Source organism: Burkholderia sp. CpTa8-5, assembly GCF_017815045.1.
Lineage (GTDB): Bacteria > Pseudomonadota > Gammaproteobacteria > Burkholderiales > Burkholderiaceae > Burkholderia > Burkholderia sola.
In genome coordinates, this window is the sequence record NZ_JAGIQD010000002.1 from 234149 (window position 1) to 259963 (window position 25815).

Annotated in this window: 27 protein-coding genes; 12 read left to right on the forward strand and 15 right to left on the reverse strand. The window is 69.0% G+C overall.

Annotation, left to right across the window (positions count from 1 at the left end):
- Positions 1 to 7: 7 nt before the first annotated feature.
- The 4 genes from J8I35_RS04475 to J8I35_RS04490 all read left to right on the forward strand — a co-directional run bounded on the left by J8I35_RS04475 (position 8) and on the right by J8I35_RS04490 (position 3986).
- Positions 8 to 1819, forward strand: coding sequence for an ABC transporter permease (locus tag J8I35_RS04475; protein ID WP_209924609.1), 1812 nt, complete (start codon positions 8 to 10; stop codon positions 1817 to 1819).
- An 11-nt stretch (positions 1820 to 1830) separates the two neighbouring features.
- The gene (locus J8I35_RS04480; protein WP_209924610.1) at positions 1831 to 2688 is read left to right on the forward strand and encodes an ABC transporter ATP-binding protein; all 858 of its coding nucleotides are present in this window, start codon (positions 1831 to 1833) and stop codon (positions 2686 to 2688) included.
- Positions 2685 to 3449, forward strand: a complete 765-nt coding sequence (locus tag J8I35_RS04485) for an ABC transporter ATP-binding protein (protein WP_050014377.1) — start codon at positions 2685 to 2687, stop codon at positions 3447 to 3449. Before J8I35_RS04480 ends, J8I35_RS04485 begins: the two co-directional genes overlap by 4 nt.
- An 87-nt stretch (positions 3450 to 3536) precedes the next feature.
- A complete protein-coding gene (locus J8I35_RS04490) occupies positions 3537 to 3986 on the forward strand; it encodes a hypothetical protein (RefSeq protein ID WP_209924611.1) in 450 nt (149 codons plus the stop codon).
- 56 nt (positions 3987 to 4042) lie between these two features.
- Here the strand turns inward: J8I35_RS04490 and J8I35_RS04495 are convergent, their stop codons facing one another.
- Both J8I35_RS04495 and J8I35_RS04500 read right to left on the reverse strand, forming a co-directional pair.
- Positions 4043 to 5467 carry a sensor histidine kinase gene (locus J8I35_RS04495; protein ID WP_209924612.1) on the reverse strand — a complete coding sequence of 475 codons (1425 nt, stop codon included), beginning with the start codon at positions 5465 to 5467 and terminating at the stop codon, positions 4043 to 4045.
- Positions 5454 to 6119 carry a response regulator transcription factor gene (locus tag J8I35_RS04500; RefSeq protein WP_050014383.1) on the reverse strand — a complete coding sequence of 222 codons (666 nt, stop codon included), beginning with the start codon at positions 6117 to 6119 and terminating at the stop codon, positions 5454 to 5456. The genes J8I35_RS04495 and J8I35_RS04500 overlap by 14 nt, the downstream gene beginning before the upstream one ends.
- A gap of 237 nt (positions 6120 to 6356) precedes the next feature.
- Here J8I35_RS04500 and J8I35_RS04505 point away from each other — a divergent pair, with 237 nt between their 5' ends.
- Together J8I35_RS04505 and J8I35_RS04510 are read left to right on the forward strand one after the other, a co-directional pair.
- Positions 6357 to 7382 (forward strand): ABC transporter substrate-binding protein, encoded by a 1026-nt coding sequence (locus tag J8I35_RS04505; protein WP_124630853.1) that lies wholly within the window; start codon positions 6357 to 6359, stop codon positions 7380 to 7382.
- Between the two features lie 123 nt (positions 7383 to 7505).
- The gene (locus J8I35_RS04510; RefSeq protein ID WP_050014384.1) at positions 7506 to 8816 is read left to right on the forward strand and encodes an MFS transporter; all 1311 of its coding nucleotides are present in this window, start codon (positions 7506 to 7508) and stop codon (positions 8814 to 8816) included.
- Positions 8817 to 8977: 161 nt separating this feature from the next.
- On the opposite strand, the gene J8I35_RS04515 is transcribed toward J8I35_RS04510, so the two are convergent.
- Positions 8978 to 10774, reverse strand: a complete 1797-nt coding sequence (locus J8I35_RS04515; RefSeq protein ID WP_209924613.1) for a sensor histidine kinase — start codon at positions 10772 to 10774, stop codon at positions 8978 to 8980.
- The gene (locus tag J8I35_RS04520) at positions 10771 to 11418 is read right to left on the reverse strand and encodes a response regulator transcription factor (RefSeq protein WP_050014388.1); all 648 of its coding nucleotides are present in this window, start codon (positions 11416 to 11418) and stop codon (positions 10771 to 10773) included. Before J8I35_RS04520 ends, J8I35_RS04515 begins: the two co-directional genes overlap by 4 nt.
- A 333-nt stretch (positions 11419 to 11751) precedes the next feature.
- Between J8I35_RS04520 and J8I35_RS04525 the strand changes: the two genes are divergently transcribed.
- Both J8I35_RS04525 and J8I35_RS04530 read left to right on the forward strand, forming a co-directional pair.
- Entirely contained in the window at positions 11752 to 12204 is a 453-nt protein-coding gene (locus tag J8I35_RS04525; protein ID WP_124630851.1) for a hypothetical protein, read from the forward strand.
- A gap of 114 nt (positions 12205 to 12318) precedes the next feature.
- Entirely contained in the window at positions 12319 to 14337 is a 2019-nt protein-coding gene (locus J8I35_RS04530; protein WP_209924614.1) for an LssY C-terminal domain-containing protein, read from the forward strand.
- A gap of 23 nt (positions 14338 to 14360) precedes the next feature.
- Here the strand turns inward: J8I35_RS04530 and J8I35_RS04535 are convergent, their stop codons facing one another.
- Together J8I35_RS04535 and J8I35_RS04540 are read right to left on the reverse strand one after the other, a co-directional pair.
- Positions 14361 to 14690, reverse strand: a complete 330-nt coding sequence (locus J8I35_RS04535; protein ID WP_006479699.1) for a transcriptional regulator — start codon at positions 14688 to 14690, stop codon at positions 14361 to 14363.
- On the reverse strand, positions 14687 to 15019 hold the full coding sequence (locus J8I35_RS04540; protein ID WP_124554435.1) for a type II toxin-antitoxin system RelE/ParE family toxin: 333 nt from the start codon (positions 15017 to 15019) through the stop codon (positions 14687 to 14689). Before J8I35_RS04540 ends, J8I35_RS04535 begins: the two co-directional genes overlap by 4 nt.
- Before the next feature lie 307 nt (positions 15020 to 15326).
- Here J8I35_RS04540 and J8I35_RS04545 point away from each other — a divergent pair, with 307 nt between their 5' ends.
- Positions 15327 to 15836 (forward strand): GNAT family N-acetyltransferase, encoded by a 510-nt coding sequence (locus tag J8I35_RS04545; protein ID WP_050014396.1) that lies wholly within the window; start codon positions 15327 to 15329, stop codon positions 15834 to 15836.
- A gap of 16 nt (positions 15837 to 15852) precedes the next feature.
- Here J8I35_RS04545 and J8I35_RS04550 read toward each other — a convergent pair whose 3' ends face one another.
- From J8I35_RS04550 to J8I35_RS04555, 3 genes are all read right to left on the reverse strand, one after another.
- Entirely contained in the window at positions 15853 to 16806 is a 954-nt protein-coding gene (locus J8I35_RS04550; RefSeq protein WP_050014398.1) for a leucyl aminopeptidase, read from the reverse strand.
- A gap of 58 nt (positions 16807 to 16864) precedes the next feature.
- Positions 16865 to 16987 carry a hypothetical protein gene (locus J8I35_RS34805; RefSeq protein WP_006479692.1) on the reverse strand — a complete coding sequence of 41 codons (123 nt, stop codon included), beginning with the start codon at positions 16985 to 16987 and terminating at the stop codon, positions 16865 to 16867.
- 342 nt (positions 16988 to 17329) lie between these two features.
- Positions 17330 to 17785, reverse strand: coding sequence for an Lrp/AsnC family transcriptional regulator (locus J8I35_RS04555; protein ID WP_050014512.1), 456 nt, complete (start codon positions 17783 to 17785; stop codon positions 17330 to 17332).
- Positions 17786 to 17900: 115 nt separating this feature from the next.
- Here J8I35_RS04555 and J8I35_RS04560 point away from each other — a divergent pair, with 115 nt between their 5' ends.
- Complete coding sequence (locus J8I35_RS04560; RefSeq protein ID WP_209924615.1) at positions 17901 to 18446, forward strand: alpha/beta hydrolase; 546 nt, start codon at positions 17901 to 17903, stop codon at positions 18444 to 18446.
- Between the two features lie 179 nt (positions 18447 to 18625).
- Positions 18626 to 19879, forward strand: a complete 1254-nt coding sequence (locus J8I35_RS04565) for a YbfB/YjiJ family MFS transporter (RefSeq protein ID WP_209924616.1) — start codon at positions 18626 to 18628, stop codon at positions 19877 to 19879.
- 11 nt (positions 19880 to 19890) lie between these two features.
- Here the strand turns inward: J8I35_RS04565 and hpaC are convergent, their stop codons facing one another.
- The gene (hpaC, locus tag J8I35_RS04570; protein ID WP_124714549.1) at positions 19891 to 20436 is read right to left on the reverse strand and encodes a 4-hydroxyphenylacetate 3-monooxygenase, reductase component; all 546 of its coding nucleotides are present in this window, start codon (positions 20434 to 20436) and stop codon (positions 19891 to 19893) included.
- A gap of 335 nt (positions 20437 to 20771) precedes the next feature.
- Between hpaC and J8I35_RS04575 the strand changes: the two genes are divergently transcribed.
- Positions 20772 to 21404, forward strand: coding sequence for a response regulator (locus tag J8I35_RS04575; RefSeq protein ID WP_050014407.1), 633 nt, complete (start codon positions 20772 to 20774; stop codon positions 21402 to 21404).
- Between the two features lie 124 nt (positions 21405 to 21528).
- On the opposite strand, the gene J8I35_RS04580 is transcribed toward J8I35_RS04575, so the two are convergent.
- The 5 genes from J8I35_RS04580 to J8I35_RS04600 form a co-directional block, all read right to left on the reverse strand.
- Positions 21529 to 22272 (reverse strand): SDR family oxidoreductase, encoded by a 744-nt coding sequence (locus J8I35_RS04580; RefSeq protein ID WP_209924617.1) that lies wholly within the window; start codon positions 22270 to 22272, stop codon positions 21529 to 21531.
- 59 nt (positions 22273 to 22331) lie between these two features.
- A complete protein-coding gene (locus J8I35_RS04585) occupies positions 22332 to 23456 on the reverse strand; it encodes an amidase (protein WP_209924618.1) in 1125 nt (374 codons plus the stop codon).
- Between the two features lie 32 nt (positions 23457 to 23488).
- Positions 23489 to 24010, reverse strand: a complete 522-nt coding sequence (locus J8I35_RS04590; RefSeq protein ID WP_209924619.1) for a nuclear transport factor 2 family protein — start codon at positions 24008 to 24010, stop codon at positions 23489 to 23491.
- Between the two features lie 8 nt (positions 24011 to 24018).
- Complete coding sequence (locus J8I35_RS04595) at positions 24019 to 24396, reverse strand: hypothetical protein (RefSeq protein WP_050014413.1); 378 nt, start codon at positions 24394 to 24396, stop codon at positions 24019 to 24021.
- A 96-nt stretch (positions 24397 to 24492) separates the two neighbouring features.
- Positions 24493 to 25686 (reverse strand): acyl-CoA dehydrogenase family protein, encoded by a 1194-nt coding sequence (locus J8I35_RS04600; protein WP_209924620.1) that lies wholly within the window; start codon positions 25684 to 25686, stop codon positions 24493 to 24495.
- Positions 25687 to 25815 lie beyond the last annotated feature (129 nt).

Below are 25815 nucleotides of genomic sequence, written 5' to 3' on the forward strand. Positions count from 1 at the left end.
CATCCTGATGGCTTCCTGGCTCGACTACACGCTCAATGGCCTCATCGTCGGCAACATCTACGCGCTGCTCGCGGTCGGGCTCGCGCTGATCTTCGGCGTGTCGCACCTGATCAACTTCGCGCACGGCTCGGTGTACATGGTCGGCGCGTTCATCGGCTGGCTGTGCCTGACGCGCTTCGGGCTGCCGCTGCCGGTTGCGCTCGCGGCGGTCGTGGTCGGGTGCGGCGCGCTCGGCATCGCGATCGAGCGAATCGGGTTGCGGCCGCTGCGCCACGCCGCGCGCATCGCGCCGCTGCTCGCGACGATCGGCATCAGCTTCATCCTCGATCAGCTCGCGCAGCTCGCGTTCGGCGCGGACCCGCGCGCGGTGCCGACGCCGCTGCCCGACTGGCACGTGCGGATCGCCGGCGCGACGCTCGGCTCGCTCGACCTGCTGATCGCGGGCATCGGCATCGCGGCGGCCGCGCTGCTGTACGGCTTCCTGCGCTTCACGCGGCTCGGCTGGGCCGTGCGCGCGACCGCGCAGGATCGCGACGCCGCGTTGCAGATGGGCGTCGACGTCGATCGCGTGAACCAGACCGTGTTCGCGATCGCGTGCGCGCTCGGTGGCGTGAGCGGGCTGCTGGTCGGCATGTACTACAACAGCATCGATCCGGCGATGGGCTTCCAGGCGACGCTGAAGGGCGTCGTCGCGCTGCTGATCGGCGGGCTCGGCAACGTGCCGGGTGCGATCGCGGGCAGCCTGCTGCTCGGTCTCGTCGAAAGCTACGGCGTCGCGCTGTTCGGCACCAGCTATCGAGACCTGTTCGCGTTCGGACTGCTGATCGTCTTCCTCGTGTGGCGGCCGAACGGCTTGTTCAGTGCGAACCGTGCGCTGCCGCCGGAGCCGATGACTGGCACCTTCCTCGCCGCCGCGAAAGCCGTGCGCGTGCCGCGCCCGGTGCTCGTCGCGCTGATCGCGGCGGCGGCCGTGCTGCCGTGGCTCGGGGCATCGCCTTACGTGCTGCAGACGCTGACCAACGCGTGGCTGTACGGGCTGCTCGCGCTGAGTCTCACGCTCGTCGCGGGTACGGTCGGGCAGATCTCGCTCGGCCACGCCGCGCTGCTCGTGATCGGCGCGTATGCGTCGGCGCTGCTGTCGTCGGATCTCGGCTGGTCGCCGGCCGTGACGATTCCGTGCGCGGGCGCGATCACCGCCGTGTTCGGCACGCTGCTCGTCTATCCGGCGTTCCGCTTGCGCGGGCACTACGTGTCGATCGCGACGCTCGGGATCGGCGAAGTGGTGAGCCTCGTGATCCTGAACTGGGACAGCCTGACGCGCGGCCCGCTCGGCATCACCGGCATCGAGCCGCTGCCGTGGGCGACGACCGCGCGCGCCGCGTACTGGTTCACGTTCGCGGTGCTCGTCGTGTTCGCGCTCGTACAGGTGCGGCTGCTGCGTTCGCATCTGGGCCGCACGCTACGCGCGGTGCGCGAGGACGATGTCGCCGCGCGTGCGCACGGCATCGCGCCGAACCGCTACAAGGCGATCGCGTTCGCGGTCGGCGGCGTCGCGGCGGGCGTGAGCGGCGGCATCGCCGCGCATCTGTACAGCTACATCAATCACCAGACCTTCGATTCGCAGGTGTCGATCCTCGCGCTGACGATGGTGATCCTGGGCGGGCTCGGCAACGTGCTCGGCGGCATCGTCGGCGCGATCGCGCTGATCGGGCTGCCCGAGCTGTTCCGCTGGGCGGCTGACTACCGGATGCTGATCTACGGCCTCGTGCTGCTGCTGCTCGTCCGGTTCCGGCCGCAGGGCCTGCTCGGCACGGTGTGAGGAGGAATGCGATGACGACCACCCGATCCCTGCTCGACGTGCAGGGCCTGACGCGCCGCTTCGACGGCGTGACCGCGCTCGACGGCGCGAGCCTGACGCTCGCCGACGGCGAACTGCTGAGCGTGATCGGCCCGAACGGCGCGGGCAAGTCGACGCTGTTCAACCTGATCACGGGCGCCGACCGGCCCGATGCCGGCCGCGTGACGTTCGACGGCCGCGACATCACCGGCACCGCGCCCGAACGGCTCGCGGCGCTCGGCATCGCGCGCACGTTCCAGCACGGCCGCGTGTTCGGCAACCTGAGCGTGCTCGACAACGTGCTGATCGGCGCGCATGCGCGGCTGCGCGCGGCGCGGCCCGGCTGGCCGGCGCTCGGCGCGGCCGCCGAGGTGTGGCGCGCGCTCGTGCGGCCCGCGTCGGTACGCCGCGAAGAGACCGCGTTGCGCGAAGAAGCGCGCGCGATCGTCGCCGGCTTCGGCGAACGGCTCACGCCGCGCATCGATCATCCGGCGCACAGCCTGTCGTATGCGAACCGGCGGCGTGTGGAGATCGGCCGCGCGCTTGCGCTGCATCCGCGCCTGCTGCTGCTCGACGAGCCGACGGCCGGGATGAACGAGACGGAGACGGCCGAGATGCTGCAACTGATCCAGTCGCTGAAGGCGCGCGGGCTGACGATCCTGCTGATCGAGCACAAGCTCGAGCTCGTGATGCGCGTGTCCGACCGCGTGATGGTGCTCGACAACGGCGTGAAGATCGCCGAAGGTGCGCCGCGCGACGTGCGGCACGATCCGCGCGTGATCGAGGCTTATCTCGGCCGCCGCCATGCGGGCGGCACGCCGGCCGAGCGCGCCGCGCAGGCGGCCGCATGAGCTTGCAATCTTCCGGACCCGATACGACCATGACCGACGCGCTGCTGAAACTCGAACACCTCGACACGTTCTACGGGCCCGTGCAGGTGCATTTCGACGTGAATTTCGAAGTCGGCCGCGGGCAGATCGTCAGCCTGCTCGGCGGCAACGCGAGCGGCAAGTCGACGACGATGAAGCTGATTCTCGGGCTGATGCGTCCGCGTCGCGGCGTCGTGCGTTTCGACGGCGACGATGTGACCGCGCTCGCGACGCCGCAGCGCGTGCGGCGCGGGATCGCGGCCGTGCCCGAGGCGCGGCGGCTGTTCGGCGACATGAGCGTGCGCGAGAACCTGCTGATGGGCGCGTACACGCGCGGCGATCGTGCGGCGGTGGCCGACGACTACGCGCGTGTGCTCGATTTGTTTCCGCGGGTGCGCGAACGGCTCGCTCAGCGCGCGGGCACGCTGTCGGGCGGCGAGCAGCAGATGCTCGCGATGGCGCGTGCGCTGATGGCGCGGCCGAAACTGATCTGCATGGACGAGCCGACGATGGGGTTGTCGCCGCTGTACGTCGACAAGGTGCTGGAGCTGATCGACGCGATCAACAAGCAAGGCGTGACGGTGTTCATGGTCGAGCAGAACGCGAGCCTCGCGCTGGAGATCGCGCATTACGGGTACGTGCTGCAGACGGGGCGCGTCGTGCTCGAAGGGCCCGCGAAAACGCTGCTCGACGATGAGCGCGTGCGCGATGCGTATCTCGGTGGGGAGGCGGTGGCGGCGTAGGCGGCGCAAGCAGGCGCTGCCAGGCGCCGCGAAATGTGGAGTAGATTGGCGTTCTGTCGCGATCGATACCACGGAGAGCACCGCGCCATGTTGACCTATTCCATCCAGAAAGTCGGCTACGATTTCAACCAGCTCGATCAGCAGGGCGCGACCGACTACGCGTCGTTCGTTCATGCGTTCGATGCGTTCCCTTGGGCTGCTCAGCACGTCGAATGGAACGAGACGCAGGACGGCCCGCTGCCGGCGCTCGTGCTGCAGCATGCCGACGATCAGCGCGAGCTGTGGGTGACCGCGTTGACGGATGCGCATTCGGACGGCTTCCAGTTGAATGCGGTGTCCATGCGGATGAAGAAGGGGCTCTTCGGCATCGGCAAGGGCAAGCTGGAGCAGCACGTCGACACGATCGACGTGAGAAAGCGCGTCGATGTCGATGCGTTGTGCCGGTTGTTCTGCGAGCGCCAGTATGACGAGCTGGATCAATTGGTTGCGCGACACGCGCAGCGCAACGCCGACGACGATCGCGGCAGCGACGACTGAACGCGTGTCGCGCGGCGGCGTTCGATCGAACGTGCGTGTGCCGGATCTGCGGTTGCCTAAGCGACGCTTGCGGCGTGCGTCGCCGCCGCGCGCGGAAACGTCAGCACCACCGCGAACCCGCCCGCATCGGGAAACGCAAACCCCACGCGCCCGCCGTGCGCCTTCATCACTTCCTGCACGATCGCGAGCCCGAGGCCGGACCCGGTACGCCGCTCGCTGCCGTCCGGCGCGATTCGCACGAAGGGCTGCAACGCCGCGTCCCAGTGCTCGCGCGGTATCCCGCGCCCGTTGTCGGTGACGGTCAGCGTCACCGTGCCCTCTGCATTGCCGGCGGTCGCGACCGACACGACGATGTCGTCCGCGTGGCCGTGCAGCAGCGCGTTGTGCAGCACGTTCGACAGCGCTTCCTGAAGACTGATCGCATCGCCGTCGATCCATGCGTGCGGCGCGTCGCTCGCGAACGCAACGGCCACGTCGCGTTCGCCGGCGAGCGGAATCGTGCGGCCCAGGACCTCTTTCGCGAGCGTGACGAGTTCGACCGGTTGCAGTGGCACGGCCTCGGTGCGATGAATCACCATCGCATGATTGAGCAACTGGCCGGTGAGCCGGCCGACGTCCGAAGAAGTCGCACGCAACGCATCGAGCCGCGCCGCATGACGCGCGGGATCCGATTCGCCGTCGAGCAGCTCGATCTGCGCATCGAGCCGCGCGAGCGGCGTGCGCATCTGGTGCGCGGCGTCGGCGATGAAGCGCTGCATCGCGTTGATCCGCTCGGCAAGGCGGTGCATCAGGCCATTGATCGACCCGATGATCGCGTCGATCTCGCTCGGCGTATCGACGGCCACCGGCCGCAGGTCGGCCGGGTCGCGCGCGGCGATGATCGTGCCGATCTGCGCGAGCGGGCGCAGGCCACGCCGGATCGCGAGGCCGCTCGCGCCGATCGCGAGGACGCTCATCAGCAGGATCAGCGTCCATACCTTGATGCTCATGTCGTTCGTCAGCTGCTGGCGCGCGTTGGTTGTCTGCGCAACCGTCACGAGCGCCCAGCCCGGCGTGCTTTCCTCTGGCATGAAGCGCGCGATCGTCGCGGTGCGCACCCGATGCCCCTGGTAGACGGCGTTCGCGAACGCGGGGCCCTGCTTCGCGGCGGCGAGCGTCGCGGGGCTCGCGAGATCGTGGTACCCAGCCACGACCACGCCGCGCGAATCGACCACCTTGTAGTAGACGAGGTCGTAGCGCGACAGCGTCGACAGCGCGGCCACCGGCGGATTCAGCGCGAGCACGCCGCCTTGCACGTAGAGGTTTTCGGCGACCTGGATCGATGCGCCGGCGAGCAATTGGTCGTACGCGCGTTCGGCCGCGACGCCCGCGTAGTAGCGCGCGATCGCCGCGAGCGCGAGCGCGCCGGTCGCGACGACGAGCGCGATGAACAGCAGCGTGCGCCCGAACAGCGTCTTCGGGAACCAGTCAATGCGCGGCAATCTGATACCCCATCCCGCGTGCGGTGCGGATCTCGACCGAGCTGCCCTGCAGCTTCTTGCGCACGCGCGTCACGTATTGCTCGACCGCGTTCGCGGTCGGCTCGTTGCCGAAGCTGAACAACTGGTTCAGCAGTTCTTCCTTCGAGAAGATGCGTTGCGGGCGACTCGCGAGGATTTCGAGCAGCGCGAATTCCTGGCGCGACAGCGACAGCGGCTGGCCGTCGAGTTCCGCGAGACGGCTGCTGCGGTCGATCACGAGGCCGCCGAGCGTCAGCACGTCGTTCGCATGGCCGCTGTTGCGGCGCAGGAGCGCCTGCACGCGTGCGTCGAGTTCGCGGTAGTCGAACGGCTTCACGAGGTAGTCGTCGGCGCCGAGGCCGAGGCCGCTCACGCGGTCGTCGATCGCCGAGCGCGCGGTGACGAGCAGCACGGGCGTCGTGCTGCCCGTCGCGCGCAGGTTGCGCAGTACCGTGAAGCCGTCCATGCCGGGCAGGTTCGCATCGAGCACGACGAGATCGAAGCGCTCGACGCGCAGCAGCCCGTTCGCGGTCGCGCCGTCGGTTTCGAGATCGACGGCGTGGCCGAGCCGGGCCAGACGGCTGCGGATCGCCGCGCCGATTTCGGCATCGTCCTCCACGACGAGAATGCGCATGGTGCCGTTTGAAGGTAGGTGGGTTAGGGGTTTTCCCGGGGCCGGGATGTCAGCATTTTCTCAGACTCGGCCGATAACCTGTGTCGAGCCGGAAGCAGGATGCAAGGACGGCATTAATACCAGAAATATTCATGGAGACGGCAACATGCAGCATGTCACGGGCACGACGAACGCGCGCCGCGGCGCCACGCCGGCCTGCGCGTGGCCGCAGGCCGTCCGCTGCACGGCGGCGCGCGCATGACGACGTCGCCGCGCCGCCGCGCGTTGATCGCAGCCGGCCTCGGCGTGCTGGGCGTGCTCGGGGCGCCGGCGCGGGTGCGCGCGAAGCCGCGCACCGTGCGGATCTCGAAAGGCTATGGCGTGCTGTACCTGCCGCTGCTCGTGATGGAGAAGCAGCGGCTGTTCGAGCGGCATGCGGCGCGCCGCGGCGTGCGCGACGTCGCGGTCGAATGGGTGCTGCTCGACGGCGGCAATTCCGTCAACGACGCGATGATGGCCGGCACGCTCGATTTCGCGGCCGCCGGCGCGCCGGGTTTCATCGAGCTGTGGGCGCGGGCGCGCGGCATTCCGAACGTCGAGGTGATCGGCGTCAGCGGGCTGTCGACCACGTCGCTGTCGCTGAACGCGAACCGCGCGGGCCTCGTGTCGCTGCGCGACTTCACGCCGTCCGACCGGATCGCGGTGCCGGGCATCCGCACGTCGCTGTCGGCGGTCGTGCTGCAGATGGTCGCGAGCCGGCAACTCGGCCCGACGCATTTCGCGCAACTCGATTCGATCACCGTGAACCTGCCGCATCCGCAGGCGATGCAGGCGCTGATCCGCCGCGAGAACGGCGTGACCGCGCACTTCACGTCGCCGCCGTTCTCGACGCTCGAATTGCGGCAGCCGGGCATCCATCGCGTGGTGAATTCGGTCGACGTGCTCGGCCCGCTGACGCTCGACGTCGTGTTCGCGCCGAAGCGGCTCGTCGATGCGGAGCCGGCGCTCGCCGCCGCGTTTCTGGGCGCGCTCGACGAGGCGAATCGAATGATCGCGCAGGACCCGCGCGCGGCGGCCGCGCTCTATGCGTCGTCGTCGGGCGTCGGCGTGTCGCACGACGACGTGATGCGGATGCTCGCCGCGCCCGACACGCGCTTCTCGGTGTTGCCGAACCAGCTGATGGACTACGTCGAATTCCTGTACCTCGCCGGCACGATCAAGGCGAAGCCGCGCGCGTGGCACGAGATGTTCGCGCCGATGCTCGACGACTACCGGTCGGGTTGAGCCACGCGGGCCGCGATCCGAGTCCGTTTATCGAACCACGTGACGCCCGCGCGTTCATCAAGCGCGGCGCCGATTCAACCGACAAGCAACCGATATGCAACCGATTCACCCAAGGAGCCTGAAGTGAACGCTACCGACACCCTGGACCCCGCGTCCGCCGAAGAACAGCGCATCATGTCGAAGATGGCGCGGCGCCTGCTGCCCATCCTCGTCGTGATGTTCCTGATCGCGTTCATCGACCGGCAGAACGTCGGTTTCGCGAAACTGCAGATGGTGCACAGCCTCGGGATGACGGAAGCCGCGTTCGGGCTCGCGTCGTCGCTGTTCTTCATCGGCTACCTGCTGTTCGAGGTGCCGAGCACCCTTGCGCTGCATCGTTACGGCGCGCGCGTGTGGCTCGCGCGGATCATGCTGACGTGGGGGCTCATCACGGTGCTGATGGGCTTCACGACGTCGATGCCCGCGTTCTGCTCGCTGCGCTTCCTGCTCGGCATCGCCGAGGCCGGCTTCTATCCGGGCGTGATCTATTACCTGACGCTGTGGTTTCCGCAGAGCTACCGCGCGAAGGTGCTCGGCATCTTCACGCTCGGCAGCGCGCTCGCGAACATGCTCGGCTCGCTGGTCGGCGGCGTGCTGCTGAGCCTGAACGGCGTGTGGGGGCTCGCGGGCTGGCAGTGGGTGTTCGTCGCGACGGGCATTCCGGCCGTGGTCGTCGCGATCGTCGTGTTTCGCGTGCTGCCCGCGTCGTTCCGAGAAGCGCCGTTCCTCGACGCGCGCGAGAAGCAGATCGTCGCGGCCGCGCTGGAGCGCGAGAAGCCGGCGCAGGCCGAGCACGGTCAGCCGTGGAAGGCGCTGCTCGATCCGCGCGTGATGCTGTTCGCGGCGACCTACATGCTGATGTCGACGTCGCTGTACGGCGTCACGTACTGGCTGCCGACGCTCGTGAAATCGTTCGGCGTGTCGAGCACCACGAATGGCTTCCTGAGCATGCTGCCGTGGGCGCTCGCGGTGGTGCTGCTGGTGTGGCTGCCGGCGAAGCTGCGTCGCGCGAAGAGCATCCTCCGCACGATCGCGATCGTCGCGGCGCTCGGCGCGCTCGGCTTCCTGCTGAGCCTCGTGCTGCCGTCGACGCCGCTGCGCTTCATCGCGCTCGTGCTGGGCGGCGCGTGCATCCCGCTGCTGTATCCGTGCTTCTGGTCGATGCCGCCGCGTTACTTCACCGGCGCGCGGGCGGCCGCGAGCGTCGCCGCGATCAACTCGATCGGCAACCTCGGCGGCTTCTTCAGCCAGAACCTGATGCCGTTCGCGGGCAAGGTGACGGGCACCGCGTTCGGGCCGATGATCGTGCCGATCGTGTGCCTCGCGTTGCTCGGCGTCGGTGCGCTGGTCGCGTGGACGCGCTCGGAGCGGGGGATGGTCGCGGCGCGGGCGTGATGGCGTGCGGCGCTATCGCAGCGTCGGCCGGTTTTCGATGATCCTGAAACAGGACGACGCATGCCGGTTCGACGGCAAGTACTCGAGCGCATGCTGAAAGCGGCGCGCTCGACGAAGGCGGTCGACCAGGCCATCGTTGTCCGGCGTCTCCCGCCGCCCGTCTAGCCCCGCGAAACCCCGTGCCCGCCATGCGCGAGCGCCACGGGCGCCGGCACCCGCGGAATCTCGACCTCCACCGTCGTGCCTTCGCCGAGCGTTGTCGCGATCCGCAGCGTGCCGCCGACCAGATACGCACGCTCGCGCAACCCCACCAGCCCGAACGAAGCCGACTTGCGCGGCACCGCGGGATCGAAGCCCGCGCCGTCGTCGCGTATCGTCAGCGCGATCGCTTCGCTGCCGCACACGAGCTCGACGTCCGCGTGCGACGCGGCCGCGTGCCGGGCGACGTTCGCGAGCGCTTCCTGCGCGATGCGGAACACGGCCGTCGCATACGGTTCGTCGAGTTGCAGTTCGGGCGGCTCGACGTGCAGCGAACAGGCGATCCCGTGACGGTGCCGGAAATCCTCCACGAGCCATTGCATCGCCGCCGCGAAGCCGAGATCGTCCAGCATCAGCGGGCGCAGGTCCGACGCGATGCGGCGCGTCGCGGCCACCGCGCCGCGCGCGAGCGCATGCATCGCCGCGATCTTGCGTGCGAGCGATGCGTCGTCCTGCGGCACGCGGTCGATCAGCCATTCGAGATCGTTCTTCAGCGCCGCGAGCGACTGCGCGAGTTCATCGTGCAGTTCGCGCGCGATGCGGCGCTGCTCGGCTTCGCGCGCGCTGGCGCTGATCGCGGCGATCTCGCGCAGCTCCTCGCGCGACGCCTGCAACGCCCGCTCCGCGCGCACGCGCTCCTCGACTTCGCGTCGCAGGTCGCGGTTCGACGCGCTCAGCTGCGCGGTGCGCGCGGCGACGCGTTGTTCGAGCCGTTCGTTCGCGTCGTTCAGCTGCGCGCTTTTCTGCACGACGAGCAGATGCTGGAAGCGTGCGCCGGCCAGCGCGCGCACCGTCTGCGCGTGCAGCCGGCCGTTCTCGAACAGCATCGCGAACAGCACGACGCCCGACGCGACGAGGCCGTACGCGCGCCCGGCGTAGAAGCCGAGATCGAAGCGCCCGTGGTTCAGCATCGACGACAGCGCGATGTCGAACAGCCACGCGACGAGCACCGTCATCACCCACAGGTCGAGCACCGAATGGCGGCGCCGCTGCCGCCACATCAGCATCAGCGCGACGAGATTCAACCCCCAGACGACCGTGATCGCTTTCGTCATCGTCGCGGTCATCCGGTTGCCGCTCATGATGCGCGGCAGCAGGTCGTGGCCGGCGGTCGCGAGCAGCGCGAGCGCGACCGTCGCGCCGATCGCGGCGGCGATGCAGAGGCCGACCGGAATCGCCGCGCGGCGCTGCGGGGCCGGGCTCGGGGCCGGATGCCCGCGCGACGTCGCGCGCAGCAGCGCGTACGCGGCGACCGACAGCGGAAAGCCGCCATGCCAGAACAGGTACAGCCATGCGGTGGTCTGTTCGCCGGCGCCGAGCAGGCCGGTCCGCGCGAACAGCCCGGGGAAGGTCAGCATGTGCGTGCCGGCCATGAACGCCGTGAACAGGTAGCCGCCCGCCAGCACGAGCAGCGGCTTCTCGCGCAGGATCGCGTACTGACCGAGCAGCAGGCCGGCCGTCACCATGTCGTTGACGACGATCGCCGACTGGTAAACGGGAATGAACGCCCAGCCGGGCGCGAGCGGCATCGCCGCGAACGGCGCGAGCGCGGCGAAGATCACGGCCGACACGAGTACCGTCGCGAGCGCGAGCCGCCTTTCGCGCCGGCCCGGCGGCAGCGACGACATGAACAGGCGCGACGTGTCCGGATCGTCGTTGTCCGACGGCGGTGCGGGCGGGAAGCGGAAGGCGGCCATCATGCGTCGTCGGCCCCGAGGTCGAGATCGTGGCGCACCGTGTAGCGGACCAGTGCGGCTTCGTGCGGCAGCCCCATCTTCTCGAGGATCCGCGTCTTGTACGTGCTGACCGTCTTCGCGCTTAGTGCGAGTTCGGACGCGATCCGCGTGACGGTCTGACCGGCGACGATGCGGCGCATCACGTCGAACTCGCGCGCGGACAGTCGCTCGTGCGGCAGCGCCTGAGCCGGTGCGCGCAGCGTGTGCGCGAGGCTTTCCGCCGCGGACGGGCTCACGTAGACGCCGCCCGCCGCCACCTTGCCGACGGCCTCGACGAGTTCGGCGGTCGCACTGTCCTTCGTCAGGTAGCCGGTGGCGCCGGCCTTGAACGCGCGCGCCGCGTACTGCGCTTCCGCGTGCATCGTCAACACCAGCGTGCGCAGCGACGGCGCCTGGCGCTTGACCAGCCGGATCAGCTCGATGCCGGTCGGCGCGGGCATCGACAGGTCGAGCAGCAGCACGTCGGCGGCCATGCGTTCGGCCAGCGCGAGCGTGCCCGAGCCGTCGCTCGCCTCGCCGACGATCTCGAAACCGCCGGCCATCTCCAGAATGTGACGCAGTCCGTCCCGCATGACTGCGTGATCGTCAGCCAGAATTACCCTGATCATCTTCCAGCGGTCCTCTTCGGGATGACGCCGCGCGTTGCCGTCGTGGCTGTCCGGTTGTCGCCGCGGCCGTTCTTCTGACCAATATATGCCCCCGAACCCGAAAACGGTACTCGTTCGAGAAATTTTCAAGGGGGTTGATCGCGGAATGCGCACTGCGACGAAATAATTTACCGGCAAGCGTATCGTGCGCAGCGTACGCGAATCAGGGTATTCCCGGATGATCGTTGCACCGGACGCGGGCCGGCGCGGCATCGACGGCTCGCCCCGCGAACCGCTCCGATTCGGGACTAAACTGGTGCCCGATGCCATCTGCGCGAACCGAGGAGTCCTGCAATGATCGAGCTGGCCGATATCCTGCCGTCCGCCCTGCCTGCCGCCGTTGCCTGGGCCGAAGCGGAGGCGGCGCGCGGGCTCGCGCAGGGCGCGCCGCTGACCCTCGGGCAGGCCGACGACGCGCGCACGGTGGGCGTCGCGCAGCCGGAGCGGATTCGCGTGATGACGGTCGAGCGCATGCCGTTTCCGGACACGCCGACGCTTGCCGCGATCGCCCGCGACACGGGGCTGCTGTCGCCCGGGACGATCGGCCTCACGCTCGGTCATGCGGTGTACGTGCTGCGCGGGCAGGACACCCGCCGGCTGCTGACCCACGAGTTCCGTCACGTGCATCAATACGAGGCCGCCGGCTCGATCGGCGCGTTTCTTGCGCGCTACCTGCACGAGATCGCGACGGTCGGCTACCACGACGCACCGCTCGAGGCCGACGCGCGGCAACACGAGTTCGATTGACCCACCCCCTAGCCTCCGACGCCGGCGCGAGCGTGCGCATGTCGCGATGAACGTATCCAATGCCCCTCCCGGCCCGCTGTTCGCGCATCGGGCCGCACCGTTCGGGAGTGTGCGATGAGCGACACGATCCATGCGTGGATCGGCGCGATCGGCGCGCATCCGCTTCTCGTGCTGGCGGTCGTGTTCGTGGCCGCGTGCGCCGAGGCGATCGCGCTGATCGGCACGGTCGTGCCGGCGGGCGCCGTGATGTTCGCGGCCGGCGCGCTGATCGGCGCGGGTGCGCTCGACGCATGGGCGACGATCGGCGTCGCGGCCGTCGGCGCGGTGATCGGCGACGGGATCAGCTACGAACTCGGCCGACGTTACCGCGGGATGATCCGCACTGCGTGGGCGCGCTTCGGCTCGGCGAACGCGTACGCACGCGGCGAGGAATTCGTGCTGCGTCACGGCATGAAGAGCATCGTGCTCGCGCGCTTTCTCGCGCCGGTGCGTGCGGTCGTACCGGTCGTCGTCGGTTGCGCGACGCTGCCGCGCCGGTTGTTCTATCCGGTCAACGTGATCTCGGCGCTCGTGTGGGCGCCCGTGCACGTCGCGCCCGGCATCCTGTTCGGCGCGTCGGCCGCGCTGGCCGCGGCGATCAGCGTGCGAGTCGCCGCGATCCTGCTGGTCGTGGCCGCGCTGGTCGCGCTCGTGTGGATCGGCGTGCGCGTCGCGCTGCGGCGCGGCTGGCCGTTGTTGTGTCGTGCGCTCGCCGAAGCCGTGCACGCATGCGTGCGCCGCTGGCCGCGGTTCGGCGCGCGGCTGCACGACGGGATCGCGTACCTGCGCGGGCTGCCGGGCGCGGTGCCCGTGCTCGCGCTGTTGTTCGTCGGCTGCGTGTGGCTGTTCGCGGGGATCGTGCAGGACGTCGTCGCGAACGATCCGCTGATGCACGCGGACATCGCGCTGTACGCGTTCCTGCAGCACCTGCGCACGCCGCCCGCCGACGCCGCGATGAGCGCGCTCGCCGTGCTGCACGGACACGACACGGGGCTGATCGTCGCGGCCGCGTTTCTCGTCTGGCTGATGATCCATCGCTGCTGGCTGACGGCCGCATGGTGGCTCGCGACGGTCGGCGTCGCCGTCGTGCTCGTGCCGGTGTTCGGCGCGGGCGCGCCCGGCGCGACGCCTGCGAGCCTGCCGCCCGGCGCGCTGCACGTGCCGCTGCCGGACGGCGACGCCGCGTTCGCGATCCTCGCGAGCAGCGGCCTTGGCTGGGTGCTGGCGCGCGACCGGCCCGCGCGCTGGCGCATTCCGGTCGTGACGGCGGTCGTGCTGTGGATCGTGCTCGGCGGCTTCGCGCGGCTGTACGTCGGCGATACCTGGTTGTCGGGCTTGCTGGGCGGATGGAGCCTCGGGCTCGCCTGGTTCGCATTGCTCGCCGGCGCCTATGCGTACTGGCGCGTGCGCGAGCACGTGCAGCCGCGCGGCGCGCTCGTCGCGGTCGTCGTCGTGCTCGCGACGGCCGGCGTATGGACGGTGCCCGCGCAGTGGCAGCTCGATCGCGCGGCGCGTCCGCATGTCGGCGACGTGGTCGCGATGACCGTCGACCAGTGGCTGCGCGGCGGGTGGCAGCGCGTGCCGGCGCGGCGCACCGAGATCGGCGGCGACCGCGAGGAATATCTGCCGCTGCAATGGAGCGCGACGTCGGACACGCTCGACCGCCATCTCGCGCAGGCCGGCTGGCAGCGCGCGACGCCGTGGTCGCCGGCCACCGCGCTGCGTTGGCTATTGCCGCAGGCGCCCGCCGATACGCTGCCCGTGCTGCCGCGCTATACGCACGGCGAGAGCACGCGACGCGTGTTCGTCCGCGTCGATCCCGCCCACCCGGAAAGCCGCTTCGTGCTGCGGCTGTGGCGTTATCCGTACGTGTTGCAGGATGCGCTCGGCATGCGGCCGCTGTGGTATGGCGCGTTGTATCGCGAAACGCTGCGCCGGCCGGCGCGGCTGATGACGATCGTGCACACGACGACGATCGACGATGCGGCGACGATCGCACACGCGTTGGCGGTCGAGCCGACGATCGCGCATCCGCCGGCGGGGATGACGGCCGCGCCGGATCAGATGCTGCTGGTGTGGATGGTTCAGCCGTGACGGGGCAGGTGTGACGCGCGCCCTTACGCGTGCGACGGCTGCGCGGGAACGACGGACAGGCGCAGGCCGACGGTCTTGAGTACCGCGAGCAGGGTTTTCAGCGTCGGGTTGCCGTTCGGAGACAGCGTGCGATACAGCGATTCGCGGCTGATGCCGGCTTCGGCCGCGACGGCGCCGAGCCCGCCGTATGCTTCCGCGACCGTGCGCAGCGCGAGCAGACCGGCCGCGCGGTTGTCGGGATCGTCGAGCGATTCCATCGCGACGCGCAGATAGGCGACCGCGAGCTCGCGGTCGGCGCCGAGTTCGGCGACTTCCGCATCGTGGTGCGATACCGCGCCTTTGAGCTTGTTCATGTTTGCCTCCGTTTCCAGTTCGACCCGTGTTCCTTGGCGCGCCTGATGTCGTCGGATTGACTCGCCTTGTCGCCGCCGGACAGCAGCAGCACCACGGCGCCGCCGTGCCGGCCGAAGTACACGCGATAGCCGGTGCCGACATGGACGCGCAGTTCGATCACGCCTTCGCCGACCGGCTCGCAATCGCCGAAGTTGCCGGTCTGCACGCGGCGCAGCCGCTCGCGGATTCGCGCCTGCGCGGGCTTGTCACGGACGGCGTTCAGCCATTCGGTGAACGGCTCGCGACCGTCGTCGCGTTGATAGCGAAGAAGTTCGAACTTGGAGAGCATTGTAACTTATAAGCTACAAAAAGGTAAATGGAGCGGGGCGGTTCACATCGCAATGGCTGGGCGGCCGATGAGCATGCGGCGTCTTCATCGTTCGGGATTCGAGGGCGTGGAGCGGGCTTCCCGGACGACGATCATTTTTTCATCCGGGATGGCGCGTGACGATTCGGCCAAATGGCCGCTACGGATGGTGCGACGGGACGCGCGTATCGCAGCGCAGCGCGGCGATAACGGCGACCGTCGATGAATCGCGGTACGATCGCTCGTTCGCCCGTCTGGCCTGCCGACATCACCTCACGAGAGACCCCGCATGATCACGATTCGCCCGATGACCGACGACGATTTCGCGCGCTTCTGGCCGACTTACCGCGCGATCGTCGCTGCTCAGGAAACCTATGCATTCGATCCCGAGCCGACCCAGGAAGCGGCGCGCGCACAGTGGCTCGACGCGCCGCTCTGCACGTGGATCGCCGAAGAGGACGGCGTGGTGCTCGGCTCGTATTTCCTGAAGGCGAACGCGGCCGGGCCCGGCAAGCACGTGAGCAACTGCGGCTACATGGTGAGCGAGGCCGCGCGCGGACGCGGCGTCGCGCGCCTGATGTGCGAACACTCGCAGCAGATGGCGCGCGAGCGCGGTTTCCTCGCGATGCAGTTCAATTCGGTGGTCGCGACGAACGCGGTCGCGGTCGCGCTGTGGCAGAAGCTGGGATTCGAGATCGTCGGCCGGGTGCCGCGCGCATACCGTCACGCGCGGCTCGGCTTCGTCGACTGCTTCGTGATGTTCAAGTGGCTCGGCGACGCGGCGGCCGCCGAAGCCTGAGCAACCCGCCGCCGCGTCAGACGGCGAACGCGCCGTCGAACACGATCCGTTCGTCGAGCGCGAGCGTGCCGCGCGCGAAGATCAGGTCGAGATGGTGGCTGCCGTTTTCGCCGCCGCCGAGCCCGAGATGCAGGCCCGGATGGCGTTCCTCGAACCCCGCGTTGCGGCCGTACAGGCCGCGAATGCCGAGGTTCGTGCCGATGCCGAATTCCTCGATCCGCCGATGATTCGCGTGCCGGTCGAGATAGGTCGTGAAATCGCGCCGGAAGCCCGCATCGTCGGTGTCGAAATCGACGATCGTGCTGTGCTCGACATGCAGCGTCGCGAGCCGCTCGGCCACCTTGTACTTGATCGCGAACGGCACGGTGCCGAGAAACGTGCCGCTGAACACGACGGTGCCGTTCAGGTCCGTCACGTGCGTCGCGATCTCGCCGGGCACGACGTCGAGGTTGCCCATGCCGTCCACGCTCGTCCATTTCTGGTCCGGCGCGAGCGAGCCCGTCAGCGTGTTGCCGGCTTCGTCGATGAAGCGGATCTGCGACGCGCGTGCGGCGGCCTCGATCAGCCGGCCGTTGCGCGCGGCGATGTCGTCGAGCGATTCGGCGAACGCCTCGTCGAGGTGCGGGCCGTAATCCTTGAATAAAACCGATTTGCCCCAGTGTTCGACGATCGCGGGGCGGATTGCGGCGAGAAATGGCGGCCCGCTCGGCGACGGCGTCGGCAGGCACGACGAGTCGTACAGCAGCACGAACAGGTCGGCGTCGTCGAGTGCGGCGGCGATATCGGCGGGTGCGGTGCTTTCGAGGCAGAGGGTGGTCGCGTCGAGCGAATCGGGCAGGGCGGAAAAGGCGCGCAACGCGGTGTCGCGGTTGCGGGTGTCATAGCCGACCAGCAGTTTTCCCGATTCGCCGCGTGCCAGCTTGTCGCGCAGCGCCGGGTGAAAACCGAGCGCGCGGTGCAGGTTCAGCATGCGTATCTCCGGAAGCGGCGGAAGGGCCGAGGCCCTTCCGCGAGAACGGGTGGCCCGCTCAGACCGGCCAGAGCGCGGTGCCGAACGGCACCACGGCGTCCTCGACCATCATGTCGACGGCCTCGGGGTGCGTGTCTTCCTGCATCCAGTCAAGCAATTCGATCTGCTGGGTTTCCTGCATGTCAATTCTCCTGTGGTGAACATGAGTGATTCAACATGAAAGCGCGGCAAAAAACATGGCCGCTCCTCGTTCGGAATTTTTTGAATGCCGGGCGAGTGGCGTCGATATTAGTCTGATGAATTTACGAATGCAATGCGTCGCATTGTTTTTAGCTGAAGTGCGCTAAACACGGGCGTTTTCGATTCACATATTGGAAAAATGGATAAAACGAGCGACAGATCGCGCATCTTTTTTTAGTGAATTCAAATCCAGAACGCCGAATTGAATTCGGTAATTTTTAATTTGAGTTCAATTGAAATGATTGCTGCACTTTATGTCGTTAAAGAAAGCCGCATGCGAACGTCATCCGAGCAGCGCCTTTCCGATCGCCTTCGTCGGTTCCGAGCGCAGCACCAGCGAAGTCGTGACCGCGCCGAAGCGGGCAATCGCGTCGATCAGGGTTTCGAGCTGGCCCGGCGTCGGCACCAGCACCTTCAGCAGAAAGCAGTCCTCGCCGGTCATGCGGTGGACTTCGATGACATGCGGCATCTCGGCAAACGTGCGCAGCGCCGGTTTGATGTGCTCGTGAGTCGTTTTGAGCCGGATGATCGCCATCATGCCCAACCCGAGCGCGGCCGGATCGATCCGTGCGCCGTAGCCGGCGATGATCCCGCGTTCTTCCAGCCGCTTCACGCGCTCCGACGTGGCCGGCTGCGACAGCCCGATGCGCCTGCCGACTTCCGACAGCGGCGTCCGCGCGTTGTCCTGCAGCGCTTCGAGGATCGCAAGATCCAGGCGATCCAGTGCTTCTTCCGGCATGACGGTCCTCCGGTACCGTTGATTCATCGGCATTTTGTCCCAATAACCGATGACTTGCCATTCCATGCCGACTGATGCGTGGTCACACTCTGGGCTTTCGTCGATGGAGGGAGTGATGAATCGAGCGATCGTGATCGTGCCGGGTATCGGCAATTCGGGACCGGATCATTGGCAAAGCCACTGGGAGGCGGCGTTGCCCGGCGCCGCGCGCATCGCGCCGGCTTCATGGGACGCGCCCGACCTGGCCGACTGGACGGCGGCGCTGGACGAGGCCGTCGCGAACGCCGGGGTGCCTCCGCTCGTGGTGTGTCATTCGCTGGGTTGTCTGTTGTTCGCGCATTGGCATGCCGTGTCGGCTCGGGCGGTGCGCGGCGCGTTTCTCGTGGCCGTGCCCGACCCGGCAGGGCCGCGCTTTCCCGTTGCCGCCGCCGCGTTCGCGAACCTGCCGAACAGTGGGTTCGGGCGCGTGCCTGTGCTGGCGATCGCGAGCGAGGACGATCCGTACGATCCGTCGGGGCGCGCGCTCGAATGGGCAACGGAACAGGGTGCGACGCCGCTTCTGCTCGGCGCGCGCGGCCATCTGAACGCGGCGTCCGGGCTGGCTGGATGGCCCGAAGGGCGCGCGCTGCTGGCGGCGTTTGCGGCCGGACTCGGGCGATAGCGCGCGCCCGCGCCGGCTGGTTTCCCGCGGTGTTCGGCCGTCGTGTCGGGGAGCGGGAACCGGGCGCGGCGGCCGTCGCGGTTGTGCCGCTGCCGCGCGTGCCGATTTCGTGGCGGCTCCAGTATGATCGACCGACGGCGGCGCAAGCCCCGGAATCGAACAACGAAGGAGACACCCCGATGCGTGCAGTGCCGCAACCGGAGCGTGACGGTCGCTCGCGGCCGGACGCCGACGCCACCGATCCCGGCCGCATGGCCGCGTGGCGGCTCGCGATCTGCCTGTCGCTCGGCAGCGCGATCGCGCTCGGCCTCGCACGCTTTTCGTATGCGTTGCTGCTGCCGCCGATGAAGGCCGATCTCGGCTGGACGTTCGCGCAGGCCGGCGCGCTGAATACGGCGAACGCGGCCGGCTACCTGATCGGCGCGCTTGCCTTCCCGCTGCTGTCGCGGCGCCGGCGCGCGGGCACGCTGCTCGCGGCCGGCTGCGCGCTGACCGCCGTGCTGATGGCCGCGGGCGGGCTCACGCCGGACATGCACGCGTTGCTCGCGCAGCGGCTGGCGACGGGTGTCGGCAGCGCGTTGATCTTCATCAGCGGCGGCGTACTGGCCGCGCGGCTCGCCTCCGCGTCGCCGCGCGATGCGGGGCTGCTGCTCGGCCTTTACTACGGCGGCACCGGATGGGGCATCGTCGCGTCGTCGCTGCTCGTGCCGGCCACGCTCGTGTCACGCGTGCACGGCTGGCAGCCCGCGTGGTTCGCACTCGCGACGGCGTGCGTGCTGTTCTCGGCAGTCGCCGTGTCGGCCGCGCGCCGCATCGAGCATGCCCATGCGGCACCGGCCACGCGGGCCGACGGTGCGAAACCGGCGGCTGCCGCGAGCCCGGCCCGCTTCGCACTCGCGCTGGCCGGCTACGCGCTGTTCGGCGTCGGCTATATCGGCTACATGACGTTCATCGTCGCGTTGCTGCGCGGCGCGGGGATGAGCGGCTCGGTCGTCGCCGCGTTCTACGTGATGCTCGGCGTCGCGACCGTCGTGTCGGCGCGGCTGTGGTCGGGGCTGCTCGACCGGATGCGCGGCGGCCAGGCGCTCGCGGTGCTCAACGCGCTGCTCGGCGTCGCGACGCTGATGCCCGCGCTGTTCGTGCATCCGGCCGCCGCATTCGCATCGGGCTTGCTGTTCGGCGCGACGTTCCTGTCGGCGGTCGCGTCGACGACGGCCTTCGTGCGGCACAACCTGCCGCCCGACGGCTGGGCCAAGGGGATCAGCGCATTCACGACCGTCTTCGCATTCGGACAGATCGCGGGGCCGGTCGCGATCGGCTGGGTGTCGGACAGCGCGGGGCTCGCGCGCGGGCTCGTGTATTCGGCGCTCACGCTGTTCGCGGGCGCGGCATTCGCGGCCGGGCAGCGCGCGCTGCGCAGCACGTCCGCGTAGCCAAGCACCCGTCACCGCACGCATGCGGTGCGCGACACGCGATGAAACGCACGGCTGAAGTAGATCAGGCTGTCGCCGTCGTCGCGCACGCGGATCGACGTCGCCTCGATGAACATCACCGAATGCGAGCCGACTTCCTTCATCTCGGCGATCGTGCCCTGCAGGCTCGCGAGCGCATCGCGCAGCACCGGCACGTCCCGTTCGCCGCGATCCCACACGGGGAGAGCGAAGCGCTGTTCCATCGGCAGGTCGGTGAGCCCCGCGAAGTGTCGCGCGAGCAGCTCGTGCTCGGCCGGCAGCACGTTGATGCAGACCTGACGGTTGCGCTCGAAGGTCGCATGCATCGCGCTCGACCGGTTCAGGCACACGAGCAGCGTCGGCGGCGCGTCGGTGACCGAGCACACGGCGCTCGCGGTGATCCCGCAACGGCCGTGCGGCCCCGCGGTGGTGATCACGTTGACGGCCGCGCCGAGATGGGCCATCGCCTGGCGGAAGGCCTTTTGCGCGTCGGTCGGTTCGACGCGCGCCGGTTGCGGGGTATCGATCGTGGCGGACATGGGCGCTCCTGGTTGGATGAAGGCGGCGATCGCGGGTGTTGTCGATGCAGCATCGCTCGGCCGACGATGACCCAAGCGTACGCCGCGAAAATGCGGCCGACCATTCGCACGAACGATGACGAAGATGGCGTTCGCGCCAACGCATCTAAAGGTTCTACCTAGATGCGCGGCACGCTGCGCGAAAAAATGAGCGGTTGTGCGTTCACGCGGTACGTGAAGGGGTATTCAGCGGATTTTCGGCTCGCTATGATGTGCCGCATACCCCCGACGAACGACGCGGGCTTCACCTCTGCGTCGCGCGTGATACCGATACCGATATTTTGCGAGACACCCCGATGACGTCACCCGCACCGATCGTATACATCGTCGACGACGACGGCGGCATGCGGACGTCCCTCGCGTGGCTGCTCGAATCGGTCGGCATCGCGTCCGAAGGGTTCGCGAACGCGGCCGATTTTCTCGCGCGCTTCGACGTGAACCTGCCTGCGTGCCTCGTGCTCGACGTGCGGATGCCGGAGAAAAGCGGCTTCGACGTGCAGGCCGAACTGAATGCGCGCGGCGCGACGCTGCCGGTGATCTTCGTCAGCGGACACGGCGACATTCCGATGTCGGTGCGCGCACTGCAGAACGGCGCGATCGATTTCGTCGAGAAGCCGTATAACTCGCAGCAGATGCTCGAGCGCGTGCAGCGCGCGCTGCGGCTCGCGCAGCAGCGGCATGCGGTGAGCCAGCGCCACCGCGAGCTACGCCAGCGGCTCGATGCGCTGACCGCGCGCGAGAAGGAAGTGCTGCGCGGCGTCGTGGACGGCAAGGGCAGCAAGCAGATCGCGTCGGACCTGTCGATCAGCGTGAAGACCGTCGACGTGCATCGCGCGAGCATCAAGGAGAAGCTCGGCGCGACGTCGATCGCCGCGCTCGTGCGCGACGTGATGGTCGTGTGGGGCGACGATGGGGAGGCGTCTCGATAGCGGTCGGGGCTGTGCGCGGATCGGCTTGCGCATCCGGGCCACGAGAAGCATGCAACGCACGCGACGCAGCCGATGTGCACGCACACCGCGCACGCACACCGCGCGTCCGATGCGTGCGTACCGTTCAGCGCATGTACAACCCGCCGTTGATGTCCCAGCATGCGCCGTTCGCGAAATGCGCGTCGCCCGACGCGAGCAGCACGGCCGCATCCGCGACGAAACCGGCCGATCCGAGCTTGCCGCCCGGCAGGCTCGCGAGCACCTGACGCAGCTTTTCCGGCGCGACGCTTTCGTACACGATCGGCAGATCGAGCGGCCCCGGCGAGATCGCGTTGACGGTCACGCCCTGCGCGGCGAGATCGCGGGCGAACACCTTGGTCAGCGTCAGCGTGCCGCCTTTCGCGGCCGCATAGTGCGCGCCCGTCGCCGAGCCGCCGTTCTGCCCGGCGAGCGACGCGATGTTGACGATGCGGCCCGCGCCGCGCTGCGCGAAATACTGGCCGAACACCTGGCAGCCGAACAGCACGCTGCGCAGGTTCACGTCGATCACCTGGTCGAACTGCTCGGCCGTGATCTCCATCGCCGGCACGACCTTCGATGCGCCCGCGTTGTTGACGAGCACGTCGATCGTGCCCCAGCGCGCGACGAGCGCATCGCGCGCGGCTTCGAAATCGCTTTTCGACGTGACGTCGAGCGGCAGCGCGATCGCGCGTTCGCCGCTCGGATCGAGCTCGCGTGCATGCGCGTGAATCGCGTTGGCGGCGATGTCGGCCAGCGCGACGCGATAGCCGGCCGCATGGAAGCGTTCGGCGATGACGGCGCCGAGCCCGCGCGCGGCGCCGGTGACGAGAACGACTCTGTCTGACATGGTATGGAGTTCCGTGGTTCGCGGGCGCACGCCGAGGGAAGCGGCGCCCGTATCGTGGTTCATGCGGCGAGCGCGGCTTCGAAGTGTGCCGCGATTGCGCAGACCCGTTCGTCCGCGCCCTTGCGTCCGACGATCTGCAAGCCGGCCTTCAACGGCGAACCGGCGAGCGGCAGCGGCAGGCTGAGCGCCGGATGGCCGCTCAGGTTGAACGGGCGGATCAGCGACGACATCGCGATTACCGAGACGCCGTCGCGTGCCTGCTGCAGCGTGATCGGCAGCGCGGGCAGCGTCGGCAGCACCAGCACGTCCGCGTGTTCGAGCGCGGCGTCGATCTGTGCGGTGAAGCGTGCGCGCACGGCTTCGGCTTCCTTCAATGCCGCAGGCGCGGTCGTTGCGGCCGCACGCAATCGCGCATCGAGGTCGGCGCCGAGCTTGCCGGTCGCGACCAGGTGACCGAACGCGCGCGACGTTTCCGCGTTGATCACGGTGAGCCCCGCCGCGAACGCGGCCGGCATTGCATCGAGCACGATCGTATGCGAACGCAGGCCCGACGCGCGAACGGCCGCATCGAGCGCGGCGGCGATCGCCGGATCGGTTTCGACGGCGAGTTGGGCGACCGTGCCGCCTTCAACGGAAGCGGTCGCCTGCGCGCGATCGAAGTCCGGCGCGATCGCGGCCATCACCGCGACGAGCGTGCGGATCTCGCGCGCGAACGGCCCGACGCAATCGAGCGTGGTGTCCGCGGGCGCGACGCCGCGCCGCGACACGCGGCCGAACGTCGGTTTCAGCCCGGCCACGCCGCAGCACGCGGCCGGCCCGCGGATCGAGCCGCCGGTATCGGTGCCGAGCGCCGCGTCGACGGCGCCGAGGCCGACGAGCGACGCGGAGCCGCTCGACGAGCCGCCGGGAATGCGCGCGGCATCCTGCGGATTGACGGGCGTGCCCGTGTAGTCGTTGATGCCGGTCATGCCGAACGCGAGCTCGTGCATGTTCGCCTTGCCTGCGATCTGCCAGCCGGCGTCGAGCAGCAGGCGGACCACGTCCGCGTGTCGGACGGCCGGCGGCGCATCGGCGAGCGCGCGGCTTGCCGCGCGGGTCGGATAGCCCGCGATGTCGATCGTGTCCTTGATCGCGATCGTCGGGCCGGGGCCGCCGAGCGTGAAGGTGTCGATGAAGCCTGTCATGGTGCGATGGCGTGCGAATACGGTGGAAGGGTTCAGGACCGTGGCGCGGCGGCGAGCGGCCACGGGCCGTCGAGCACGCGTTCGGTGCGGAAATGGCGGATCAGCCAGGCGGCGCCGTCGGCGCACGGCGCGAAATCGATCGTGAGCCGCGCGGCGATCAGCTCGGCCGAATCGTCTGCGTAGCGCGACGCCTGGAGCATGATCCAGCGGCCGCGTGCGCTTGCATGGTCGACACCGATCTCGATCGACTCCGACGTCAGGAAGTGCAGGTTCGCCGAGAAATGCGGATCGGGCGGAAGATAGCGGCCGAGCATCGCGACGATCGCGGCCGGGCCTTCGAGACGGCCGAACTTCCGCGCGTACCGCGGGCCGATGCCTTCCCACACGGCGTCGGACGTGAACAGTTCCGCCAGCGACGGGCCTTCGCCCGCATCTTCGGGTACGTCGCACAGCGCCATGTAGCGCGTGATCGTCGCGCGCACCGCGCGCTCGGCGTCGAGCGCCGCGACGCGCTGTGCGAGCGCGTCGATCGCGGCCGCAGACAGATCGGTCATCGCGCGCCTCACGCCGCGGGCTTCGTGGCCGGCGGCACGGTCAGCGCGCGGCCGACGCGTGCCTCGATCTTGCCGTAGCGCCACAGGTTGTATTCGCCGACGGGCGTCGTGCGGTACAGGTTGCACACGGCGACCGTCGTGTCGAAATCGGCGACGTCGGCCATGATGTAGAAGGTCCACGGTGCGCCGTCGGCCTGGCCGACCACGAGGCGGTCGTCGTCCATCACGCCGAGCACGCGCACGCCGGGCATCGCTTCGACGGCCGCGAGCATCGCGCCGTACGCCTGCCATACTTCGCCGATCTTTTCGCGCGGCAGGTCGAAGAAATTCTGCGACACGCCGCAGCAGAACAGCACGCGCAGCGGCAGCGGATTCGAATCGGACATAGTGGGTTCTCCAGAGGAATCGGTCGGGCGCATGAGCCGGCCGGCGACGGTGCGGCGGCTTCATGCGCGTTCATCGAAAGTTTCGGGCGATGCAGGTTACAGATAGCCGGGAAACGGCGTGACGCCGGTGAAGACCGCGCCCGCGCCGTCGAAGTTGCCTTCGGCGAGGAACGCGTGCTGCGTGACGACCATCGCATCGCGCAGCAGCCGCTGCAGCGGATGCGACCGGTAGATCGCGGCCGTGCCGCCGAGGCGGTACGCGCGTTCGACGACGCTCGCGCCTTCGCGCGCGATCTGCGTGGCCGCGAGCCGCAGCAGGCTGACCTGGTCGGGCGTCACCGGGTTGCCCGCGAGAATCGATTGCCACACCGAATCGGTCGCATCGTAGAAAAACGCGCGCGCCGAGCGCAGTTGCGCCTCGGCCTTCGCGAGCTCGATGCGGAAATACGCGCGATCGGCGAGACGCGGCGCGCCGGTCGTCGTCTGGCGGCCGCCCGACATCCGGTTCACGACGTCGAGCGCCGCGCGCGCGAGGCCGAGGTTGACGACGGCCAGCACCTGCGCCGCATACGCGACGGTCGGATAGCGGTACAGCGGCTCGTCGACGGTCGCTTCGCCGCCGCGCACGAAGGTCCACGCCTCCGGCACGAAGCGGTCGTTCACGCGCAGGTCGTGGCTGCCGGTGCCCTGCATGCCGACCACGCTCCAGTTCTCGACGATCTCGACGTCCGCGGCGCGGAACACGGCGGTGCGCGGCTTGTTCGGCGCGGCGTCCTGCGCGCCCGGCACGGCGATGCCGACGCCGAGCCAGTCGGCGCCCTTGCAGCCGCTCGCGAATTTCCACGTGCCGTTCACGCGCCAACCGCCGGGCGCGTCCTGCGCGGGCTGCACCGGGAACAGGCCGCCGGCGAATACCTGGTCGGGGCCGCTCGCGTACAGCTCGGCCTGCGTGTCGAGCGGTAGCGCGGCGAGGTAGACGTTCGCGGAACCGAAGCTCGCGACCCACGCGGCCGAGCCGTCGGCGGTCGCGATCCGTTCGATCATGTCGAGGAACGCGGTCGGCGCGAGCGCGTCGCCGCCGAAGCGGCGCGGCGTGCCCGCGCGATAGATGCCGGCTTGCTTGAACAGCGCGATCACGTCGCGCGGCACGTGCGACAGCCGGTCGAATTCGTCGCGGCGCGCGGCGACGGTTTCGATCACCGCGTCGAGCGGCGACAACGGCGCGGCCGCGGGACTGGCGGTGGGCGGCGAGGTCGGCGCGGATTCGATGGCGAGGGCGGCTTGCGGCATGAAAGTCTCCTGGGGATGGGGCGATTCCGGGCATTCGCATGTGCGTTTCATATGCAAACAGACCCTAGTCTAGAAACGCCGAAAACACGCAGCAATTGGTGCGTTGGGCCGCGCGACTGGTGACGCTCC